This window comes from Rhodococcoides kyotonense, from assembly GCF_001645385.1.
GTDB classification, from domain to species: domain Bacteria; phylum Actinomycetota; class Actinomycetes; order Mycobacteriales; family Mycobacteriaceae; genus Rhodococcoides; species Rhodococcoides kyotonensis_B.
This window is the reverse complement of record NZ_LVHI01000006.1, coordinates 107,957-128,296: the sequence shown is the minus strand read 5'-3', so window position 1 is coordinate 128,296 and position 20,340 is coordinate 107,957. Positions and strand designations below refer to the sequence as shown.

22 protein-coding genes are annotated in these 20,340 nt (G+C 61.1%); 9 read left to right on the top strand and 13 right to left on the bottom strand.

The features are described 5' to 3' along the window. The 10 genes from A3K89_RS05420 to A3K89_RS05385 form a co-directional block, all read right to left on the bottom strand. Positions 1–195 (bottom strand): dTDP-4-dehydrorhamnose 3,5-epimerase family protein (locus A3K89_RS05420; RefSeq protein WP_167674240.1); only part of this gene is annotated, 195 nt, incomplete at its 3' end. 3 nt (positions 196–198) lie between these two features. After that, positions 199–1,068: a glucose-1-phosphate thymidylyltransferase RfbA gene (gene rfbA, locus A3K89_RS05415; protein WP_068422977.1), complete on the bottom strand. Its 870-nt coding sequence runs from the start codon at positions 1,066–1,068 to the stop codon at positions 199–201. 44 nt (positions 1,069–1,112) lie between these two features. Beyond that, complete coding sequence (locus A3K89_RS25310; protein ID WP_084423600.1) at positions 1,113–2,249, bottom strand: glycosyltransferase; 1,137 nt, start codon at positions 2,247–2,249, stop codon at positions 1,113–1,115. A gap of 452 nt (positions 2,250–2,701) precedes the next feature. Next, positions 2,702–3,679, bottom strand: coding sequence for a glycosyltransferase (locus tag A3K89_RS05410; protein WP_167674239.1), 978 nt, complete (start codon positions 3,677–3,679; stop codon positions 2,702–2,704). Positions 3,680–3,867: 188 nt separating this feature from the next. Next, complete coding sequence (locus A3K89_RS25685; protein WP_157105246.1) at positions 3,868–5,094, bottom strand: lipopolysaccharide biosynthesis protein; 1,227 nt, start codon at positions 5,092–5,094, stop codon at positions 3,868–3,870. Between the two features lies 1 nt (position 5,095). Then, on the bottom strand, positions 5,096–6,109 hold the full coding sequence (locus tag A3K89_RS05405; RefSeq protein WP_167674238.1) for a glycosyltransferase: 1,014 nt from the start codon (positions 6,107–6,109) through the stop codon (positions 5,096–5,098). A gap of 140 nt (positions 6,110–6,249) precedes the next feature. Then, positions 6,250–7,755 (bottom strand): sugar transferase, encoded by a 1,506-nt coding sequence (locus tag A3K89_RS05400; protein WP_206030732.1) that lies wholly within the window; start codon positions 7,753–7,755, stop codon positions 6,250–6,252. Between the two features lie 600 nt (positions 7,756–8,355). Continuing rightward, entirely contained in the window at positions 8,356–9,675 is a 1,320-nt protein-coding gene (locus A3K89_RS05395; protein ID WP_068423015.1) for a UDP-glucose dehydrogenase family protein, read from the bottom strand. Between the two features lie 210 nt (positions 9,676–9,885). After that, positions 9,886–10,791, bottom strand: coding sequence for a DMT family transporter (locus A3K89_RS05390; protein ID WP_068422969.1), 906 nt, complete (start codon positions 10,789–10,791; stop codon positions 9,886–9,888). 199 nt (positions 10,792–10,990) lie between these two features. Next, a complete protein-coding gene (locus A3K89_RS05385; protein WP_068422966.1) occupies positions 10,991–11,890 on the bottom strand; it encodes an NADP-dependent oxidoreductase in 900 nt (299 codons plus the stop codon). 96 nt (positions 11,891–11,986) lie between these two features. Between A3K89_RS05385 and A3K89_RS05380 the strand changes: the two genes are divergently transcribed. Beyond that, entirely contained in the window at positions 11,987–12,358 is a 372-nt protein-coding gene (locus tag A3K89_RS05380; RefSeq protein WP_068422963.1) for a MerR family transcriptional regulator, read from the top strand. A 7-nt stretch (positions 12,359–12,365) separates the two neighbouring features. On the opposite strand, the gene A3K89_RS05375 is transcribed toward A3K89_RS05380, so the two are convergent. Next, positions 12,366–12,872, bottom strand: coding sequence for a DapH/DapD/GlmU-related protein (locus A3K89_RS05375; protein WP_157105244.1), 507 nt, complete (start codon positions 12,870–12,872; stop codon positions 12,366–12,368). A gap of 132 nt (positions 12,873–13,004) precedes the next feature. Here A3K89_RS05375 and A3K89_RS05370 point away from each other — a divergent pair, with 132 nt between their 5' ends. Further along, on the top strand, positions 13,005–13,544 hold the full coding sequence (locus A3K89_RS05370) for a GNAT family N-acetyltransferase (protein WP_068422957.1): 540 nt from the start codon (positions 13,005–13,007) through the stop codon (positions 13,542–13,544). Positions 13,545–13,590: 46 nt separating this feature from the next. Here A3K89_RS05370 and A3K89_RS05365 read toward each other — a convergent pair whose 3' ends face one another. Further along, positions 13,591–14,067 (bottom strand): hypothetical protein, encoded by a 477-nt coding sequence (locus A3K89_RS05365; RefSeq protein ID WP_068422953.1) that lies wholly within the window; start codon positions 14,065–14,067, stop codon positions 13,591–13,593. 113 nt (positions 14,068–14,180) lie between these two features. Between A3K89_RS05365 and A3K89_RS05360 the strand changes: the two genes are divergently transcribed. The 5 genes from A3K89_RS05360 to A3K89_RS05340 all read left to right on the top strand — a co-directional run bounded on the left by A3K89_RS05360 (position 14,181) and on the right by A3K89_RS05340 (position 18,290). Then, positions 14,181–14,468 (top strand): type II toxin-antitoxin system Phd/YefM family antitoxin, encoded by a 288-nt coding sequence (locus A3K89_RS05360; protein ID WP_240931003.1) that lies wholly within the window; start codon positions 14,181–14,183, stop codon positions 14,466–14,468. Then, entirely contained in the window at positions 14,465–14,743 is a 279-nt protein-coding gene (locus A3K89_RS05355) for a type II toxin-antitoxin system RelE family toxin (protein ID WP_068422943.1), read from the top strand. Before A3K89_RS05360 ends, A3K89_RS05355 begins: the two co-directional genes overlap by 4 nt. A gap of 587 nt (positions 14,744–15,330) precedes the next feature. Then, positions 15,331–17,484, top strand: a complete 2,154-nt coding sequence (locus tag A3K89_RS05350; RefSeq protein ID WP_084423597.1) for an MMPL family transporter — start codon at positions 15,331–15,333, stop codon at positions 17,482–17,484. A 62-nt stretch (positions 17,485–17,546) separates the two neighbouring features. Further along, positions 17,547–17,948 carry a DUF302 domain-containing protein gene (locus tag A3K89_RS05345; protein WP_068423011.1) on the top strand — a complete coding sequence of 134 codons (402 nt, stop codon included), beginning with the start codon at positions 17,547–17,549 and terminating at the stop codon, positions 17,946–17,948. A 72-nt stretch (positions 17,949–18,020) separates the two neighbouring features. Further along, positions 18,021–18,290, top strand: coding sequence for a metal-sensitive transcriptional regulator (locus tag A3K89_RS05340; protein ID WP_068422936.1), 270 nt, complete (start codon positions 18,021–18,023; stop codon positions 18,288–18,290). Positions 18,291–18,338: 48 nt separating this feature from the next. Here A3K89_RS05340 and A3K89_RS05335 read toward each other — a convergent pair whose 3' ends face one another. Further along, positions 18,339–18,614, bottom strand: coding sequence for a hypothetical protein (locus A3K89_RS05335; RefSeq protein ID WP_254303435.1), 276 nt, complete (start codon positions 18,612–18,614; stop codon positions 18,339–18,341). 176 nt (positions 18,615–18,790) lie between these two features. Here A3K89_RS05335 and A3K89_RS05330 point away from each other — a divergent pair, with 176 nt between their 5' ends. Both A3K89_RS05330 and A3K89_RS05325 read left to right on the top strand, forming a co-directional pair. Continuing rightward, positions 18,791–19,210 (top strand): hypothetical protein, encoded by a 420-nt coding sequence (locus A3K89_RS05330; protein ID WP_068422933.1) that lies wholly within the window; start codon positions 18,791–18,793, stop codon positions 19,208–19,210. Positions 19,211–19,277: 67 nt separating this feature from the next. After that, positions 19,278–20,327, top strand: coding sequence for a zinc-dependent alcohol dehydrogenase (locus A3K89_RS05325; RefSeq protein ID WP_068422930.1), 1,050 nt, complete (start codon positions 19,278–19,280; stop codon positions 20,325–20,327). Positions 20,328–20,340: the final 13 nt, after the last annotated feature.

Genomic DNA, 20,340 nt, shown 5'->3' with positions numbered 1-20,340 from the left:
GTCGGTGAAATGGATACCGCGCAGCACCCCGGCYGCGGACACCGAACAGTTCGCCTGCTGTAGCTCCAACGGCCGCCCGATCGCYTCYTCGAAYGCGGTTGATTTGAACCATTCGAAGAACACGCCACGATCGTCACCGAACTGGCGTGGGGTGAACTCGTAGGCGCCGGCGATCTTCAACTCGCGAAAAGTCACGTCTTATTTCCCTCGGTCGAGCAGTTCGAGCAGGTACTGCCCGTAGCCGGATTTGACGAGCTTCTCCGCCCGCTCACGCAGTTCGTCATCGGTGATGAACCCGCGACGCCACGACACCTCCTCGGGGGCGCCGATCTTCATGCCCTGGCGTTCTTCGATGGTACGGACGAAGTTCGAGGCGTCGAGCAGCGAATCGAAGGTGCCGGTATCGAGCCAGGCGGTGCCGCGGGGCAGGACTTCGACGCACAGTTTCCCGGCATCGAGGTAGTGGCGATTGACGTCGGTGATCTCGTACTCCCCGCGCTCGGAGGGCTGCAGATCCCGGGCGATGGTGATGACGTCGTTGTCGTAGAAGTACAGGCCCGGCACCGAGAAGTTCGACTTCGGGACCTTCGGCTTCTCCTCCAAAGAGATCGCTCTGCCGGCGTCGTCGAACTCGATGACACCGTAGGCGGTGGGGTCCTTGACCTCGTAAGCGAAGACGGCGCCGCCGTCGATGGAATCGAAGCGCGACAGCTGCGAACCCAAGCCGGGGCCGTAGAAAATGTTGTCCCCCAGGACGAGGGCGGCGCTGTCGCTGCCGATGTGGTCCGCGCCGAGTACGAAGGCTTGCGCGAGACCGTTCGGCTCGTGCTGGACCTGGTAGGTCAGGTTGATGCCGAACTGCGAACCATCGCCGAGCAGACGTTGGAACTGGTCTGCATCCTGCGCGGTGGTGATGATCAGAATGTCGCGGATGTTCGCCAGGATCAACGTCGAGAGCGGGTAGTAGATCATCGGCTTGTCGTAGACAGGCACCAACTGCTTACTGATCCCCATCGTGATCGGATGAAGACGCGAACCGGTACCACCGGCCAAAATGATTCCCCGCATCTTTGCTCCAATCACCACCTCGGTTCTAAGCAGGTTCGATACACTCACCGTCTTGCTCTCTCGGCAATGGCTGTACCTCGCCTAGAATCCGCTGCGAACGCAAGCGCGTCGGCGTAAGACCGGCATACAGAATCCCAGGTGTAACTGTCGAGAGCTCGTTGATATCCCGCTGCACCAAGCGAACTCTGCAACGCGCGGTCCTCAATGACACTGATAACGCCGTCGGCAATTGAAGCAGCGGTGGGTTCGACAAAGACCGCACATGATCCAAGAACTTCCCGGTTAAAGACGGTGTCCCGAGCGACGATAGGTGCACCACACGTCATCGCTTGCACCAACGCCGGATTGGTTCCTCCGACACTGTGGCCGTGGAAATAAGCATTTGCATTCTGCCACAGCGAAAACAGCTTTTGATCGTCACTTACGTGGCCATACCAGTGAATGCGGTCGTTTCGAGACGCCATCGCCTCAACACGCACGTCAAATTCGCCGCCATAACCGGACGATCCTACGATTACAACATCGCACTTTTGAGTGATTGATTCCGCCGCATCGAGAAACTCTGAGACCGTGTTCTCGGGCACAAATCGTGCCACCATTAGAGCGTATGATCCAGTGGAAGGTTTGAACACGGGATCCAAGTCTCCCGGATCAGTGCCTCCATACGGAATAAAAAAACCTGTCCGTCCAAAGTCACGCTCCCATCTCTTGCCCAGTTCGATCGAGTCGTAAACTAAATGATCTGCAAATCTTGCGGTCAGTGACGCGCCGCCACGAAACACCGCTTTGGCGTTCCGGCCCCACTTCTGGCGCTCCCACTCAATACCGTCGACGTTGAGAACACTGGGGATTCTGCGCGACCGCAACAACGGCAGCCAGTAACCGTTAGCCACATTCATAATGAGGGCTACATCGGGCTTCTGCCGTGCAGCCGCTGCGGTCGAGCTGAGTCCATACGACAGCGTGCTCAGTGACCTGGACTCGACACCGCGAGTCATTAGCGACCTCACGCGGTCGTCAACCTCCACATCGTCTGGACGCGTAGCACCGTGCCGCCCGTAGACGGTCACATCCCACCCATCATTTACGAGATAGGGTGCTAGTTTACGAACTAACGTCTCAAACCCGCCATAATAGCTCGGATAGCCCCTAGTACCAATTATCGAAACAGACCTTGACATAGCTCTCTCCTTAACACCCGAGGACACACTCTAAGCTCAACCTGCAAACTAGGCTGCCCCCCACCGTTCGGGGCTTACGACGATAAATCTTTTTCACATTAGGGCGTCCAACCAAAACGAACCAGTCGACAACTATTGCAAGACACCAACCGGCCACTGCACGGACTCGTCTTTCCGAGGCTGAAACAGCTACCCATGCTATGGAGGCTTCAGCAAGTACAGCCATTTGCAACGGAAGATTGAGGGCAGCAGGAATCACGAAGGAGAAGGTGAAGGTGCCCAGAAAGACGTAATAATAGGCAGGGATTCGGCTCTCAGTCGACCTAGCAGAAACCACATGCACTGCGACTAAATTGACCGCCGCTCCCCCGAGTAGCACTCTCCAGTCTGCAACCGCCGATAGGGCGCCCGCGCCTGCTCCAAGGAGGGTGAGGCAAAGGTATATCGTCGACTTAGACATGGTCGTCTGTTAAACGATCGTAATTGACTAACGCTCGATCAAACAACGGATTAAGTACGTCAAGGGTCTTAGTGCCCCATCGCATTTCCGCTGCGATTCTCTCAGGAATGCGAGCCACCCGCGTCCGCCCGGCTAGCTCGGCGTCGAGAAATGCGATGTGCTTTTCCGCTGCTAGAACCGTGACGGACCCCAGGCCACGGGATCCAGCTCCGGCCACGGGCGTGCTTAGCACGGGCAAGCCTGCAGCGCGATACTCATAGGTTTTGATGACGTCACCGCCGACTTCTCCCTCGCCGACTCGGTGCGGTACCCATCCGATGTCAAAAGTTTGCAGGAGGCTTGGCATCTCGTCGTAATGCACATCCCCGATGAGCTTTACATTGGGAATAAACTCGAGACCCGTTTTATATTCCGCGTCCAGAACGGGACCTGCCATCACAAATTGAAAATTTGGCAGCTGTCGTGCCGCTTGTTGAATCAGCTCCAAATCAAGCCGACGCCCAATTTTACCGACATAGCCCACAGTGATCGGTCCTTTAGCGGCACTTATGGTACTGAATCTTTGCGGGTCCACGCCGTTTAGGATCATTGTAACGTCTGATCGCCCGAATCTTCGGGCTAATGCTGCGGTGCCCTCAGAATTCGCGGTGACGTAGGTTGCCGACTCAAACGCGGCAGCGTAGGCTGCCTCAACCTCTTTCTTAATGGCCCCAAAAGCAAAATGGTGTGTCCAGTCGTCTAACAGATCGAGATGGACCATTCGTTGTCCGTTGAACACGATATCCGCAACATTTGAAACTGCTACGAACGGGTTCCACACTAGGGCTGGAATCCGGCCAGAATCTGCACGCGGCCTTCGATATGAATTCTTCGATGTTTCCCACCACCGCTGCCGGTCCGATAGCGACGGCAGGCGCATGGAGTATGAGTTCATCTCGTTGAGGCTCGCATGCTTCGCCGTAAGCGTCATCCGTCGATAGTCACGATACGCAAGCACGGCTGGTTCGGGTCGCGAGTAGACATCGATACGATGGCTGCTTCCGAGTATCTTTGCGGACCACTCTAGAAAGTGACCATCGCGAGTTCGGAACCCCTCACGTATCAATTTTCCACTGCCATGCATAGGGAACGCCAATAGGGTAGGCTCAATTTCCATCTTTAGGCTCCCGGTTCCACATGTTGATCGATATCCTCAAATTGTTCTTTTACTCTCCTGGTTGTCTTCCGTTGCTTACATAAGAGTGCTAGGCCTGCAATCCAGCACACGTAGGAGCAGAGAAGCACTAAGGACACCGCATTGCTGCCACCGACGCGAACCACAGTGAAATTCACCGCGACACTTGCGATAGCGATGGCCAATGACATGAAGGCGGCCAACTTTGTACGGTTAGTCGCAATGACTTTGAGGTAAAGCGGTGCGCTTGCAAACATCACAGCAGATGCCGAGCACAGCGTGATTGCCAGCGACCACGTCGCTGTATACCGGCCGCCTGATACCAAGAAGGTTACCTCTGGGATGAGCAGCACAGCTACCACGCACAACGACACCGACAACAGAATCCAATTGCGCGTCGACTGCCGAAATCTGCCTTCGAACGCATTGGCTAAGTTCCTCGCAACATAGGCTGTTTGTATGGATCGAAACCCTCGGTCCGTCAACGCATAAGCCAGCGTGAATACGGCAATCTCGGGTGCTGGCACCCTTCCGTCCATTACAATCCGGCCCGCGCCACTTACTATCCAAAGCCCAAAATTTAGAATTCCGATCCACTCTGTAAAATAATCGGTCTCTCGCATTGGCTTTGAGATCCACACGGAAGTTCCTAGGCCGACGGCTCCGAATAGATTTCCGACCATTATACAGACCATGGCCCAAGACAGGGATACCGACGGTGCAAGAATAGACATTCCTAGTAACGCAAACACTGGGAATGACGACTTTAGAGCTACTACCAGCAGGTATGAACTGTATTTTCGGCGCCCCAACTCAAGGGAAGCCCGAGCCTCAGCAAGAACAAACGATGCCATTGTCAGCGCAGCAATCACACCAACTGCAACAGATTGCCAGGCTAAAACGCTGTAGAGCGTGCTAGCAAGAGAAGCTAATAATATCGTTAGAACGTCTCGTTGCGTCAACTGTATCTTCGCACCCGACAGCACGGCCGAACGGGCGACACGCGTTCCAATACTTGTCCCAATGACAGCGTTTCCAATGGCCCATATGGCGGTGAGAACGCCATACTTTGCATAATCACTGACGTCTAAGACACGAGTCAGAATCAGTATCTGCCCCAGGGCGAAAAGTACATTCAGAAGCTGTGCTAGGAGAGTTGGCTGCGCGAGCCGATGCGTAAATCTTCTTAGATTATTATTTTCCAAGGCCATGTCAAACTCCTGACGCTGCGCTTGAGGGCGCCTGCTCCAAGAGACACACGAGCTCAGTCGCAACAACCGCTGGTGTCGCCAAGTTCTCGAACCGCAGCCTAGACTGCTTACCGTCTAGCCCAGCAGCCTGACATATCAGGCTTAGAGCCTCGTCGACAGTTGCCCGTTCGCCCAAGTAGGTGACTGTTTCACCAGCAATCTCACGGATTGCGCGTGTTGGGGAAGTAACGATCGGCACCCCAGCCCGCATGGCGTCGATTAACTTCGCCGGAAGTTGAACATCCGCGCCTAGGTCCTCGTTCATCGGGATGAATGCCACATCGATCTGTGAGTAGATTTGAGATAAGCCAGCGTCGGGTGATTCCTCGACGATCCGGTCAGACACAACTCCAGCCTCGACTAGCCCCGACCCCTTGAACACATGTAGTTCAATACTGTCAGAGCCGTTGACAAGGTCCACCAGCAACTTCAGACCCTTGTGGCTTCGCAGGGTTCCGAAAGTGCCGACTCGAATCGGGCGCTCGTTCGAACGCGTGGCCGGCACCACAGGTTCAAGGGCACGGACGTGCGGAACCCTCACTCTCGGCACGAAATTTGAGTCGAAGTTCTCTGCGAGAGCGAATGTTGAAAACGTAAAGCCGTGCGACAGACGTGCAATCTTGCTTTGTGCCATACGGATTCGGTGTGGATGCATCCGGCGGAAAGGGTGCAGAATGATACGGTTCATGACCCTACGCGTGATGAAATCCTGGGCCAATGCTCGATCATCGTCGTCAAGATCAAGGATAACTATGATTGACGGGTCATCAGCTATCGCGCGCCGCACGACGTCAGCTATTGGATCAATCCCTTTGCTAACCCACACCACCCGCTGCACAGTAGAGTCCGAGCTGGTCCAGCGAAGCTGATCCCTTGATGCGAACGGCTTGACTTCTTTCCCGAACTGTCGAATGCCGGACCACTCGGGTCCGTCCTGGAAAGCCCAGACCGCGGTTGGCCCGATCTGTTCAGCCACCGATGCCATTGCCAAAGCACGCCCAACTGCGTTGGAGCTAATTGAGTGCGAGATTATGGAAATTTCGTACACGGTCGTCCTTAGAAGGCACGCCAAGACACGCGTCTAGCGCTTGGGTGAGTGTGGTAAGACGTCAGGCCTCAGTAAGCCCCGTCGCTCCCAGCGACAGCCTTCACGGTCTTGGCAATAATCAGAATGTCCCCAACCATCGACCAGTTCTCCACGTACGAGAGATCGAGTCGCACAGTCTCTTCCCACGACAGGTCGCTCCGACCACTGACCTGCCAGAGACCAGTGATGCCCGGCTTGACGAGGAGACGGCGTCGTACATCTCCGTCGTAGGTCTCTACCTCGCGACGCAACGGCGGACGCGGGCCGACCACGCTCATCTCGCGGCGCAGCACGTTGAAGAACTGGGGCAGCTCGTCGATGCTGTACCGGCGCATGAACTTGCCGACCTTCGTGACCCGCGGATCCTCACGCATCTTGAACAGCACGCCGCCCTCGCTCTCGTTCTGAGCGAGCAGCTTGTCGACCTGCTTGTCGGCGTCCTGAACCATGCTGCGGAACTTGATCATCGGGAACGGCTTACCGTCGATGCCCATGCGCTCCGACTTGTAGAACACCGGACCACGGCTCGTCAGCTTCACAGCCGCAGCCACCACCAGCAGGATCGGAGAGATCAGAAGCAGAACCGTTGCCGCGAAGACGAAGTCGAAAGCCGTTTTGCTGAACCGCGTCGCACCGTTGTACTGCGGCTTCTCCACGTGAATCAGCGGGAAGCCGGCAACGGGACGCATGACCAGGCGCGGACCGGCCACGTCGACCACACCGGGCGCCACGACCAGATCGACGTTCTTCTTCTCGAGGTCCCACACCATCTTGCGAATGCCCTTGTGGCCCAGGTGCTCGGTCGCGGTCACAGCCACGGTATCGGCACCCGACGCCTCGATTGCCTCGGTCACGGTGTGTTCGTCGCCGAGGACAGGTATCTCGTAACCGTCGACGGTCACTGCATCATCGGCGCCGTGCACCTCGTAGCGCGGTAGGCACATGCCGACCACGCTGTAACCGGCCGACGGAGAACGCTCGAACTGCTTGGCCATCGCCACAGCGGCCTTGCGGCTACCGACGATAAGGACCGACGTCTGGTACTGGCCCTTCTTGCGCTGGCCTGCAACGCTCTTACGCCACACCCACCGAGTGAGCAGCAGGCCGAGCAAACCGATCGGCAGAGCGATAGCCAGATAGAGCCGCGCAATGTCGATCTTGAACAGAAGCGACAGAATGGCGATGACGCCGAACAACCGGAACGTCGCCGACACGATGCGGCGATATTCCTCCGCGCCGTTACCGATGACACGCGGCGAGCGCGTACGGAAGATCGCGAGGAACGCGATCCACAGACCAGCCAGCGCGAGCGACACCCCTGTGTATGCGTAGAACGCCGTGGGCTGACCTGCTTGCGCCTCGCCGAAACGAATGAGCTGAGCGAGCGCGACGGCGGTGACGACGACCAGAACGTCCGTGACCCTCAACCGGTCGACGTACTGGTGTTCCCACACGCGCCGAGACGTGAGACGACGAACGCGCCACGCCTGCCTTGCCGGAGATACCCCCTGCGGAGCCTGCTGCACCGATCCCAGTGTTGCCACCGACTCCCCCTCCTTACGATGCTCCGACAGCTTGTGGCCGACGGTCCGATGGGTTCTGAGCGAACCTTCTCCACTCACATCCGCACTGACGTGAAGAAAACCGGTCACTGTTGCCCGCTGTTCGAGCTTTCAAATTTTCGCACGCAGTCAGGTTTAGAACTCTGCCAAGTGGGTTACATCACAGGACGATCACGTAACCATTCCTGGTGTATCACACCCGCAGGTAGCCCTGCAGACACAATGAGAGTAATTCCCGACCAGACCAAGCATCGCTGCACGTCTTCGCGGCGTTACAGCCGGCACCGACCGTCGATCGACTGCCGAATCATGCTGCGACACAGCGTTTCTGTGACATCGATTCACAATCACAACCCCGTTGTCGTGATTGTTAACAACGTAAAAACTTTTCCCGACGCGCATTTCGGACGATGGCAGGCGCCATCCATCACGAAACAATCCATTGAACGGATTGATGCTCGATCGACGATCATTCTGCCGGGTCGTGAGGACACTATCCAAACGGAGACGCAATTGGTTCGTTCAACTGAACGACATTAGTTTTCTCCGTCGGGCACGCTGGTTTTCTTCAGGTCACGGACGACCGAGCCCGCGGTACGTCCAGCCGGCGTCGCGCCATTGCTGCGGATCGAGACAATTTCGGCCGTCGATCAGGACTTTCGCCCGGACCACGCCGTCGAGATCGGCAGGCGTCAAAGCCTTGAACTCTTTCCACTCCGTCAGGACGAGCACGACGTCGGCACCCTCACAGGCGTCGAGCGCCGAGCTGCTGTAGCCGAGCGTCGGGAAGAGCGCACGAGAGTTGTCCATGGCCTTCGGGTCGTACACGTTGACCGCTGCGCCCTGAAGCTGGATCTGGCCGGCGACATTCAAGGCCGGCGAATCGCGGACGTCGTCGGAATCGGGCTTGAAAGCGGCACCGAGCACGGCGACGCGAGCGCCGAGGAGCGATCCGCAGGCTTCACGCGCCAACTCGACCATGCGGGTGCGTCGTCGCATGTTGATGTTGTCGACCTCGCGGAGGAACGTCAGCGCCTGGTCGGCACCGAGCTCACCGGCGCGAGCCATGAACGCGCGGATGTCCTTGGGGAGGCAGCCACCGCCGAAGCCGATGCCTGCATTGAGGAACTTGCGGCCGATGCGCTCGTCGTGACCGATGGCGTCGGCCAGTATCTTGACGTCCGCTCCAGACGCTTCGCAGACCTCGGCGATGGCGTTGATGAACGAAATCTTCGTGGCCAGAAATGCATTGGCCGACGCCTTGACCAGCTCCGCCGTCGCGAGATCGGTGACGAGGAACGGGATCTGCTCGTCGAGCAGCTGCGCATAGACCTCACGAGCCAGAGCCTCTGCGCGGCCGGGACGGTCACGGTCGACGCCGAGCACCAGACGATCGGGGTGCAGCGTGTCCTTGACGGCAAAGCCTTCGCGGAGGAACTCGGGGTTCCACGCCACCTCGACGTCGTCACCCGCGGGCGAGAGCTCACGAGCCCGCGCACCCAGGCGAGACGCGGTGCCGACGGGAACCGTCGACTTACCGAAGATCACGGCAGGCTTGGTCAGCAGCGGAGCGAGGGTTTCGACGACGGAGTCGACGTACACCATGTCGGCGGCGTACTCGCCCTTCTTCTGGGGCGTGCCCACACCGAGGAAGTGGACGTCGGCGAACTCCGCGGCTTCCTCGTACGACGACGTGAAGCGCAGCCGGCCCGCGGCAATGTTGCGCTGCAGCACCTCTTCGAGGCCGGGCTCGTAGAAGGGGACCTCACCGGCTTCGAGCTTGGCGAGCTTGGCGGGATCGACGTCGACACCCAGAACCTCGTGCCCCAGCTCGGCCATGCACGCCGCATGGGTTGCACCGAGATAGCCCGTGCCGAAAACCGTGATCCGCATGATCTGTGTGTCCCCCGGATTGCAAATGAGTATGCGCAGGAACGTCGACGTTCCAACAGGGAGATAGTAGAGCCACGCACCGACAACTGCCTCATCGGACAACTTCCGTTCATTCGAACGAAATACCAAGTTACTCGCCGGTTTACGTGGGAGGGCGGCCGCGCCACCCGTGCGCGGATGGTTGATCCCTGTTGCAACCACCACGCACGGCTAGACAGGCCGTCGCAACGCATTCAGGTTGGTCAGGATCACACCCGCGATGACCGTGACTCCACCGACGGCCTGGGCGAGAGAGAACGGTTGCCCGAGCGCCACACTGATCAGCACGGTGAAGACGGTGATGAGATTCAGGTACACACCGGCCCGCGCGGGTGGAATGACCGTCAGCGCCTTGTTCCACATGACGTAGGAGATGACCGACGGTCCGAGGCCGACGAACAGCAACGCCCAGATCGGGCCGGATTCGACGGGTATGTGCGGCCCGCCCGTCAGCAGGACCACGGGTGTCAGGACGACGATCACGATGACCGCTTGCACGGCCGTCGCGGTGATCGGCGGGATGGTCGTGCGGCGTCGTCCGAGCAAGGTGTAGGCAGTCCACGCGCAGATGGCGCCGACCATCAGAACGTTGCCGAGGCCGAGGCCCGTCGACACCAAGGTCGTCGGGTGGCCGTCGCTGAGAACCCACAGGACACCGACCAGTGCGACGCCGATGCCCAGCACCGACGTTCTGTTCAGTCGTTGGTGCAGGAACAGCGCGGCGGCGAGGCTGATCAATGCCGGGTTGAACGCGTTGATCAGCGACGCACTGACCGGAGTGGTGTGCTGCAGCGCCGAGTACAGAAGAAAGTTGTAGGCCAGCAGGCCGACGAGTGCGGGCGCGATCATCGTCGGCCAGGATCTGGCGACCACCGACCAGTCGGGCTTCTCGATCAGCTGAGCCAGAGCAAGCAGCGGGACCAGAGCGATGACCCAGCGCGACGCCGTCAGATCCAGCGGAGAGATCGACGAGACCGCGGCGCCGCCCACGACATAATTGCCTGCCCAGAAGAGTGTGGCGGCAAGGAGGGCACCCATCCCGAGAACAGTGGCGCGAGCGGTGGTGCCGGTGGACATGGGTCAGATTGTGCGGCTTCGCCACCCGTGCGCGCAAAGTTGGCCTCCGCTCGGCCTATTCGCGCACGGCCGGTGCTATCGCAGGTTGAATACGACGTTGTAGGCGGGTCGGCGCCGAATCCTCACTCGAAATCCCGATCCTCACGGCATGCATCGCCTGAGCATTACGAGCGGGAGTGAGGATTCGCGAGCCCGGCCGTCAGCCATCGATTCGCAGCACGATCTTCCCGCTACTCGCTTCGGACCGAGCATGGGCCCGCGCCGCATCTCGGAACGACATGACCTCACTGACGTGCGGCGTGTAGTGCCCGGCGTCGGCAAAGACTGCTGCACGACGCAGTAGAGCCAAGTCGTTTTCGGCGTTCACGCTGCGCACACCCAGGTCGCTCGCACCTCGATGATCTGCGACGGTGACGACATGTGCTGCGCCACCGGCAAGTTCGATCAGCTGAGGAAGCGACCCTGACCCCGCCGCGTCCAAGGCGAGGTCGACGCCGTCGGGAGCCACGGCGCGGACGCGGTCGACGAGTCCGTCGCCGTAGGTCACGGGCGTTACGTTCATGGCACGGAGGCGCTCGTGGTTGGCCTCGCTTGCGGTGCCGACGACGCGCACCCCGTCGGCGACTGCAAAGGCCGCGGCCGCGCTTCCCACGGCACCGGCGGCTCCGTCGACCAGCAGACTCGAGCCGTGGCCCAGTGCGTCCAACGCTCGTAGCGCGGTCACCGACGCCAGCCCCGCCGCGGCAGCCTCGTCGTCGGTCCACACTGCGGGCACCTTCGCCCACGCGGTGAGGACCGCGTACTCGGCGGTCGTGTCGCTGACGCCACCGAGCCCGAACACCTTGTCGCCGATCGCGACATCGGTGACACCGTCACCGAGTTCTTCGACGATGCCCACGGCGTCGCGACCAGGGATGGCCGGTAGCTCGAGCGGCAGAACCTCTTTCAGATGCCCAGCCCGCAGGAGTCTGTCGATCGGATTGATACTGACGGCCAGCACGCGGATGCGCACCGAATTCGGTCCGGCATGCGGATCGGAACGCTCGGCGACTTCGAGCACCGAGGGGTCACCGAACGAGTTGTACTGCACTGCGAGCATTGACGGGCCTTCGCCTTCGAATCGAGGAGTATGTTCGAATCAACCGTAGAACCTCTCGTCGATGTCAGGTTCAAGCCTTTGTGAGGGGAGTCACCTATGCGGATCGGCGAATTGGCGCGACGCACGGGGGCCAGCGTCCGATCGCTGCGCTACTACGAGGAGTGCGGCCTGCTGGATTCACGGCGCAGCGGGTCAGGCGCACACCGTGTCTACGACGCCGACGCGGTCGATCGAGTCAGGCTGCTGCGTCAGCTCTATTCGGCAGGCCTGTCGAGCACCGTCATCGCGTCGATCCTGCCGTGCGTGGACGCGCCGTCGTCGGATGTCACTCGGGAGTCCATCGCAATCATGCTCGCCGAGCACGACCGTCTCGGCGAGCAGATGCAGGCTCTCGCCGAGACGCGTACTCAGCTCAGCTACCTCATCGAGCACGCGAACAGGTATCTCGAAACAGCAACGCCTGCATAATGTCTCGTCACTGATCCAGCTTCTTGATCTCCGACGCCGGAACCCCTGCCACCATCGTCCGAGCCGGAACGTCTCGCGTGACGACGGCACCCGCCGCGACGATGGCGTCGTCGCCTACGGTCACCCCTTGCAAGATCATCGCCGACGCGCCGATCCACACGCCTCGCCCGATGACGATGGGTGCCGACGTGATGCCCGTCCGCCGCTCGTCCGGGCCGATCGGATGGCCCGAGGTGATGAGGCTGACGCTGGGACCGATCATGACGTCGTCGCCGATGTCGATTCCGCCGATGTCGTTGAAACGGCAGCCCTGATTGACGAAGACGTTGCGGCCGACGGTGATGTTGATTCCATGATCCGAATAGACCGGCGGGATGAGATGAAAGGACTCGTCGACGGTTCTGCCGGTCAGCTCGCTCCATGCCGCGCGAATCGCATCCTGCTCTGCATAACGCAGTAAGTTCAGGTCCTCGGTCAGTCGGATCGCGCGTTGGACTCGTTCGACGAAGCTCACCCCAGCATCCTCGTCGGCCCATGGCTCGCGGACAAGACACCCCGTTCCGGTCGAAATGTCGCCTGCGATTTTCGGACCGCATGGCTCGCGCTACGCTGGCGGGGGCTTACGGCCCGATGAAAGGATTCACCCGTGGCAACGATCAGACCCGGAACTGCCTCTGACGCAAGCGAAATCGGCGAGATCTTCAGCGAGGCATTCGACGGTGATCCGGTATGGGCAGCGCACCTGCCCGATGCATCGACGCGACGCCGCGCGCTCGCCGAGTTCTACGCAAGCGAGGCCGAGGGCACACCCGAGCACGTGGACGTCGCAGTCGACGAGGACGGAAAGTTGCTCGGCGCGCTGTTATGGGAACCTCCCGGCCCCCGTGACGAATCCGGCAGCTCGAGTCCTACCGAAGCCGGTCGTGCACATGATCGAGCGATCGAAGATCAACGACCGGACGAACCGCACTGGTACATCCATGACATCGCCACATCGGCGCGAGCCCGAGGTACCGGAGTGGGCACGTCGCTGATTCAGTACCGTCTGGACGAAATCGGTTCCACAACAGCTTTTCTCGAATCCACGACGCCCGCAAGCCGACGACTGTACGAACGATTCGGTTTCGAAGCCATCATCACCGACGGGATGGTTCCCGGCTCGTCGGCGATGATCCGCCGCGCGTGATGGTGAAACAACACCTGCCGACGGACCTTTCGCGAATCCGGACGAGTCAGGCGACCGTGAATCTGACGGTGTTCGCCAAGGGGTTCAGGTAGGTCGTGCTCACCGCGTTGGGCGCGACGACGACCGAGCCGCCACCTGATGGCATCGGGAACGTGACCTGGCCGGTCAGAGGAACGAACGCCCGTGAGTCGGAGGGAAGCAGAATCGACGGATTCCCGCTCCCTGCGCCGTCGGAACCAGAGGCAGACAGGTAGTTCACAGAGATGGCGTTGTGACACTGGGCTGTGAAGAAGGGCAGCCACGTCACACTCACCGTCACCATCCCTGGCCGGTCGTGCGGCGTATGCACGAAGCCCGTCAACTGTCCGCTGCACGGCACCGAAAAATTCACACCCAGTGAGTACGCCACCGGAAGCGGAGTCACGTCCTGGTGATGCGCGTGCGCCAATGCAGGCGCACCGATAGCCGACACCACCACTGCACCGGCAATTGCCGCCAACCTCGCCACCGCTGTCTTGATCATGGGAACGGACCTTACAGACCAGGCAAATCGGGCATTCCGCTCGTCAAGTGTCGTCGTTCCCCAGAAGGCGGCGTTCTAGCACACCTTACGGAAGTTGCGCTTTAATTATGTACATGACTACATTGCCGGTCGCAGATGCACGGGCTCGTCTGTCCAATATCGTCGACGACGCGGAACGTACCCACGCCCGCTACGAGATCACCCGCAACGGCCACCGCGTCGCAGTGCTGCTCGGAGCCGACGATTTCGACGCGCTGCAAGAGACCATTGCCGTCCTGTCGGACCAGGAACTGCTGGCCTCGCACGTCCAGGGACAGACCGAGCTGACCAAGGGTGACAGTCTCGACGCTGAACAGTTGGCAGCGGCCATGAAGGCTGCTGGCCGGTCCGGTCGAGCGTGAGCGAACCCGGCGAACCGTACCGGCTTGTTATCGCGCGGTCCGCGTCCCGCGCCCTCGGGCATAGTCTTCCAGAAAAGGTCGCCGCAGCTGTCTACGAGTTCATCACCGGCGCGCTGCTGGACAATCCCCAGCGGGTGGGCAAACCCCTCGCCCCGCCGCTCGCCCCTGCCTACAGTGCTCGGAGGGGCACCTACCGCGTTCTCTACCTGATCGACACAGAGCAACGCACAGTGCAGGTCACCGCAATTTGGCACCGATCGGATGCCTACCGCTGAAGTGAGTTCGTCCGTCGCTGTGGGCTCCGGATCTGATCGTGTGACGAGATGGACTTCGGCTCTCCGATTGCTGCCGAGAAGCACGAAATACCCGCGGCAGGTCCTCTCGACGCGGAAAACAGACCGCTTTACAGGATCGCGGCTGCGTCGACACAGACCGACCACCCGGTTACGGAGTCGTTCTTGGAACCGAAACAACGAATGTTTGCCGAATCGGGGTCCGGGTAGCCCCGACTCAACTCTTCGGTTGAGACAACAGCTGGGAGCCAGCACCGGCTAGCTCCTGGCTGTCGGCGCGGATGCCCGCAGTACTGTTCGCTGTTGCCTCGCTTACAGTACTGCTGGTGTTCGAGCGTAGTTGCGCCACAACACTTTCGATGCGTGTACACCCAAGTGCACTGCGACACGTGATCACCAGCCTGCCGAATACTTCCAGACCTCCCGTTCTGAGCCTTCAACCGTCCAAACCCTTGTATACCCCCCAGGGTACTTGCATACCCCCCTAGGTATATGGCACAGTCGGCACAGACCTACTTCCACCACCCGACTAGAGCCAGACAGATACCCCCACCCGTATAATGATCCTTATGCCTCAGCCAGAGATCGCGCCGCCCCACGACACCGAAACGAACGGCGGCCCTACGCCCGGACCCCTCGGCCGAATGGGGTACGCGATGGTCACCCTCCGCAGGTGGGTGTTCGGTTTCTGGCTGATCGCACTCGTCGCTCTGGGATCCGCCGCGCCCTCGGTGTTCGGGTCTCTCGCGGGCGCGGGTTGGCAGGCCAACGGGTCCGAGTCCGTCCAGGTTCGTGAGCTGGCCCAACAACACTTCGGCGGGAACTCGTCGGCCGCAGTACAGGTCGTCATGCACTCCGACAACTCGTCGATCGACTCCCCTGCGATGCAACAGACCCTCACCGAGGTAAGTGACGTTTTTGCCGGCGACAGCCGATTCGGCGAGGTCGTCCCACCACAACCCGGCATGACGATCAGCCCCGACGGGCACACCGGGATAGTCGTCGCAGGCGCGAACGCGAGCACCGACGACATGGTCAAAGCCGTGGACGACGTCAAAGGCGACCTCACCGCACTGTCCGGTGACGGCATCGAGGTGTATCCCACCGGGTCGTCCGCGTTGTGGTCGGACTTCAACAAGGCCAATCACGACGCGATGATCAAAGCCGAATTGTTCTCGTGGCCAGTCACATTGGCGATCATGGTGCTCGCGTTCGGTTCGCTCGTAGCAGCAGGCCTTCCTCTCCTACTGACCGTTGCCGGGCTCGTCGCATCGGCGGGCGGATTGGTCCTACTCAATCAGGTGACACCGATTTCGGTGTGGGCGATGAACTTCGCGATGATGTTCGCGCTCGCGCTGGGCATCGATTACGCCCTGTTCATCGTCTCGCGCTTCCGCGACGCCCTTCGACAGGGCGATCCGCGGGCTGCAGTTGCCGAAACCATGGATACCGCAGGCAAAGCCGTCGTCCTGTCCGGCCTGACCGTCTTGGTCAGCCTGTCCGCGGTCCTGCTCGTTCCGGCGCCTGCGGTGCGGACGATGGCCGTCGGCATCATGCTGGCTGTCGCATTCGTGTTGATCGCCACCATGACGTTGCTTCCTGCAACGCTGGGCGCACTCGGCCCGAAGGTCAACGCCGCGTCACTTCCCTACGCCAAGCGTCAACAGCACCGCTCGCCCAAATTCGCTGCGTGGGGAAACCTCCTGCACAAGCATCCGTGGCCGTTCGCGATCGTCTCCGTCGGCGTTCTCGTCGCGCTGGCGCTGCCGGTTCTCGGACTGAAAGTGGCGATGCCGTCGATCGCCGTCGTCCCGCAGGACGCACCGGTACGCCAGGGCTATGAGCTGGTTCAGGCACAATTGGGCGACGGCGCACCCGGCGCCCTGCAGATAGTCGTCCCGACGTCCGATGCCGGCGTGACCGCGTCGTCGGCCGCCTCGGTCGACGGGATCGCCATGGTCACGCCTCCGCAACCGGCCTCCGATGGGTCCGATTATGCTCTGCTGCAAGCACTTCCGACCGTCGGCCCGTCGGATGCTTCCATGTCCACGATTCTCGCCGATCTACGTGGAGAACTTCCAGAGTCTGCCCTCGTCGGCGGCGCCCCGGCGGAGAATGTAGACCTGCAGCAGGCATTGAACGATTACCTCCCGCTGGTCGTCGGCATCATCCTTGCTCTCGGCTTCGTTCTACTGCTCGTCGCTTTGCAGGCGCCCGTCATCGCGATTCTAGGAACCGTGGTCAGCCTGCTGTCGACGGCTGCAGCGTTCGGTACCGCGAAACTGATCTTCCAGGACGGCCACGGCGCGTCGCTCCTGGGCTTCACACCCCAGGGATTTCTCGACGGCTGGGGCCCGGTCTTCTTCTTCGCGATGATCTTCGCCATCGCCATGGACTACACCGTCTTCTTGCTTGCTACGGCGAAAGAGCATTACGAACGATCCGGCGATCCGAAAACCGCCCAGGTCGACGGCCTCGCGCATTCCGGGCGGGTCATCTTCGCAGCCGCAGCGGTCATGGTGGCGGTGTTCTTCACGTTCGCCTTGTCGGATCCGCTCCCACCCAAGGAAATGGGGATTATTCTCGGTGTCGCCGTCCTGCTCGACGCAGTCCTCATCCGACTGATCCTGCTTCCGGTCCTTCTACGGGTGACCGGCCACGGAGCGTGGTGGTCGCCGCGCTGGCTCCGCAGGATTCTGCCGTCCATACGGTTCTCGCACTGACAAAAGCTCCATCAGACAACGAGTTTCAGTTTTCCGAATCGAACGACGAAAGGACGATGACCATGAACATTGCACTCTCCACCACCGTGACCGACACCGACTTCGACGCCGCCGTCGAGAAGACCAAAGCGGCACTGGCCGAGCAGGGATTCGGAATCCTTACCGAAATCGACATGCAGGCGACGCTGAAAGCCAAACTCGGCGAGGACATGGAGCCGTATCTGATCCTCGGAGCATGCAACCCTCCCCTAGCGCACCGTGCCGTCGGCGTGATGCGACAGATCGGACTACTGCTGCCGTGCAATGTCGTCGTTCGAGCCGACACGTCCACACCCGGATCGGTGATCGTCGAGGCCATGAATCCGGCAGTCATGGTCGAGGTGACGAGCGAGCCAGGTCTGTCCGACGTCGCCGACGAGGCCACCACGAGACTGAAGGCCGCTATCGCCGCCCTGACGGACTAGACGGCCGGGCGATGTTCCTCTATGCCCCCGGGGGTACCCTGGAGCTCATCAACACCCCCTGAGGAGACGGACATGATCGGCGACGAAGACAGCATCGCTTTGGTACTCAACCGCTTGCGACGAGCGCACGGCCAACTCGCCGGAGTCATCGGAATGATCGAGAACGGGCGGGACTGCAAAGACGTCGTCACCCAACTTGCCGCCGTATCCCGAGCCCTGGATCGGGCGGGGTTCAAGATCGTCGCCACCGGTCTGCGCGAATGCATGACCGGCGACACGGCGGACAACAAGGAGCCCATGACCGAAGCGGAGCTGGAGAAACTGTTCCTCGCCCTGGCCTGATCGTCACGGTGCTACACCGGCGACTGAGTCAGCTCCGCGGAACGGCAGTCAGGCGACCGTGAACCTGACCGTGTTCGCCAACGGATCCAAGTACGTCGTGCTCACCCCGTTGGTCGTCACAGTCATCGATCCCCCGCCCGATGCCATGGGGAACGTGATCTGCCCGGTCAGCGGCTGGAAAGCCCGCGACTCGAACGGCAGCAGGATCAGGCGCGTTCCACTACCCTCGCCGTTTTCGCCCACTGCGGACCAGTAGTTCACGAATATCGCGTTGTGGCTGCTCCAGCTCTCCGCAACGAAATGTCCCGACGCGCCCACCTCCACGCCGGGATGCGCCTTGGGTGATTGTGCGGGAGCGACGGAGCCGGACCAGGCTCGGTGTCGCGGTAGCTCTGCTTTCGATCTACGCCCGAGAACACGATCCGATCACTTCGATCCCACGGAGGACGCGCGCGGGTCAGACTGAGGCTTCGTGACCGTAGCCGACGATCGGAGACCGGATGAAGCCTCTCGCCAGGTCCGCGTCTGCGATTGCGGCGGCCGTGATTGCGATCCTGGTCGGTTTCGGCCTCGGCTCGGTCGCGCACGCGAACCCAGCCGTCGACCCGGTCAGCGCCCTGCAGGAAGCCGGCGTCCCCACTGAAGTCGCCGTGTTGGCAGCGCAGCCGACGCTCGTGGCGGGCGGCGTCGACACCGTGAGCTTCGAGTCTCGAGGCGACGCGGTCGTCGATCACGCGGCCCAGCGCGTGACGGTGACGCTCGGCGGGCCGTCCGTACACATCGGTTGGGCCAACCTGCGTACGGGAGATGCGGGGATCAGCGATCGGGCAGGTGTGCTGCCCACCGGCGCCGGGCCGGTGGTGATCGTGGTCTACGGGGACGGCGGTCCTGGTCCGACGGCTGCACTGATTCGGGTGTAATTCACTTACTTGACAAACTGAAGAGTAAGCTGGCCTCGCCGAACCCCGTCGAGAAAGTGGCCACGTCATGCCCGAAACGAACGCCAATCGCTACGTCCACATCGTCGCTCCGAAGCAAGCCGAGACCGTCGAAGAGACGCGCATGCCGGAGCCGTCCGAATTCGGCGTCGTCGTCGCGATCACCTACTGCGGAATCTGCGCGACGGATACACACGGCTACTCGTCGGCTGCGCTGCCGCCGGCGGTGTTCGGGCACGAGTGGACCGGAAAGGTGCTGGCCATCGGATCGGGCGTGACGACGGTGACGGTCGGGCAGCGGGTCGTGGCAGGCGTCGGGCCTGCGTGCGGCAAGTGCGCCATGTGCACCGCCGGTCATGCGGCGCACTGCGATCTCGCCTTCGCCGAGGCCAACGGAATCACCGACGACGCACCCGTCCACGGCGGCTTCGGCACGGTCCTCGCGGTCTCCGAGCGTCGTGTCGTCCCCGTCCCCGACGCGCTGTCCGACGAAGAGGCAGCCCTCGTCGAACCCGCCACAGTCACGTTCCACGCCGTCAAGCGCACGGCGATGAAGGTGGGATCGACGGTGGTCGTGCAGGGCGCAGGCCCGATCGGACTCCTCACGGCACAGCACGCACGCAACAGCGGCGCGGGACGTGTCATCGTGTCGGAGCCGTCGCAGGCGCGTCGTGACGCGGCCGTGAAGCTGGGGTTCCGCGATGTGGTCGAGCCGTCGGAACTCGCGGATGTCTTGAAGGCCGCCACCAACGGGCTCGGTGCCGACGTGCTGTTCGAATGCACCGGCGTCGCACAGCTTTTCCAGCCGTCGGCCGAGTTGGTGCGCCGCGGCGGAATCCTGTCGCTGCTCGGCTACCCGGGCACGGACTCGCAGGTCAGCTACGGCGACTGGCAGAGTCGCGAACTGACGGTCATCGGATCGCTGGCCTATTCGCACGAGGACTTCGTCGGATCGATGACGGCGATCGCCGAGGGCCGCGTCGACGTGCTGTCACTGCACACCGGAACCATCGGCTTGGGTGAGTTGACCGCAATGTTCGACGAGTTGGATTCGGGACAGAGCGTGCACGCGAAGGTTCTGGTGGATCCGCGGCGGTAGGTCGTTCACACTG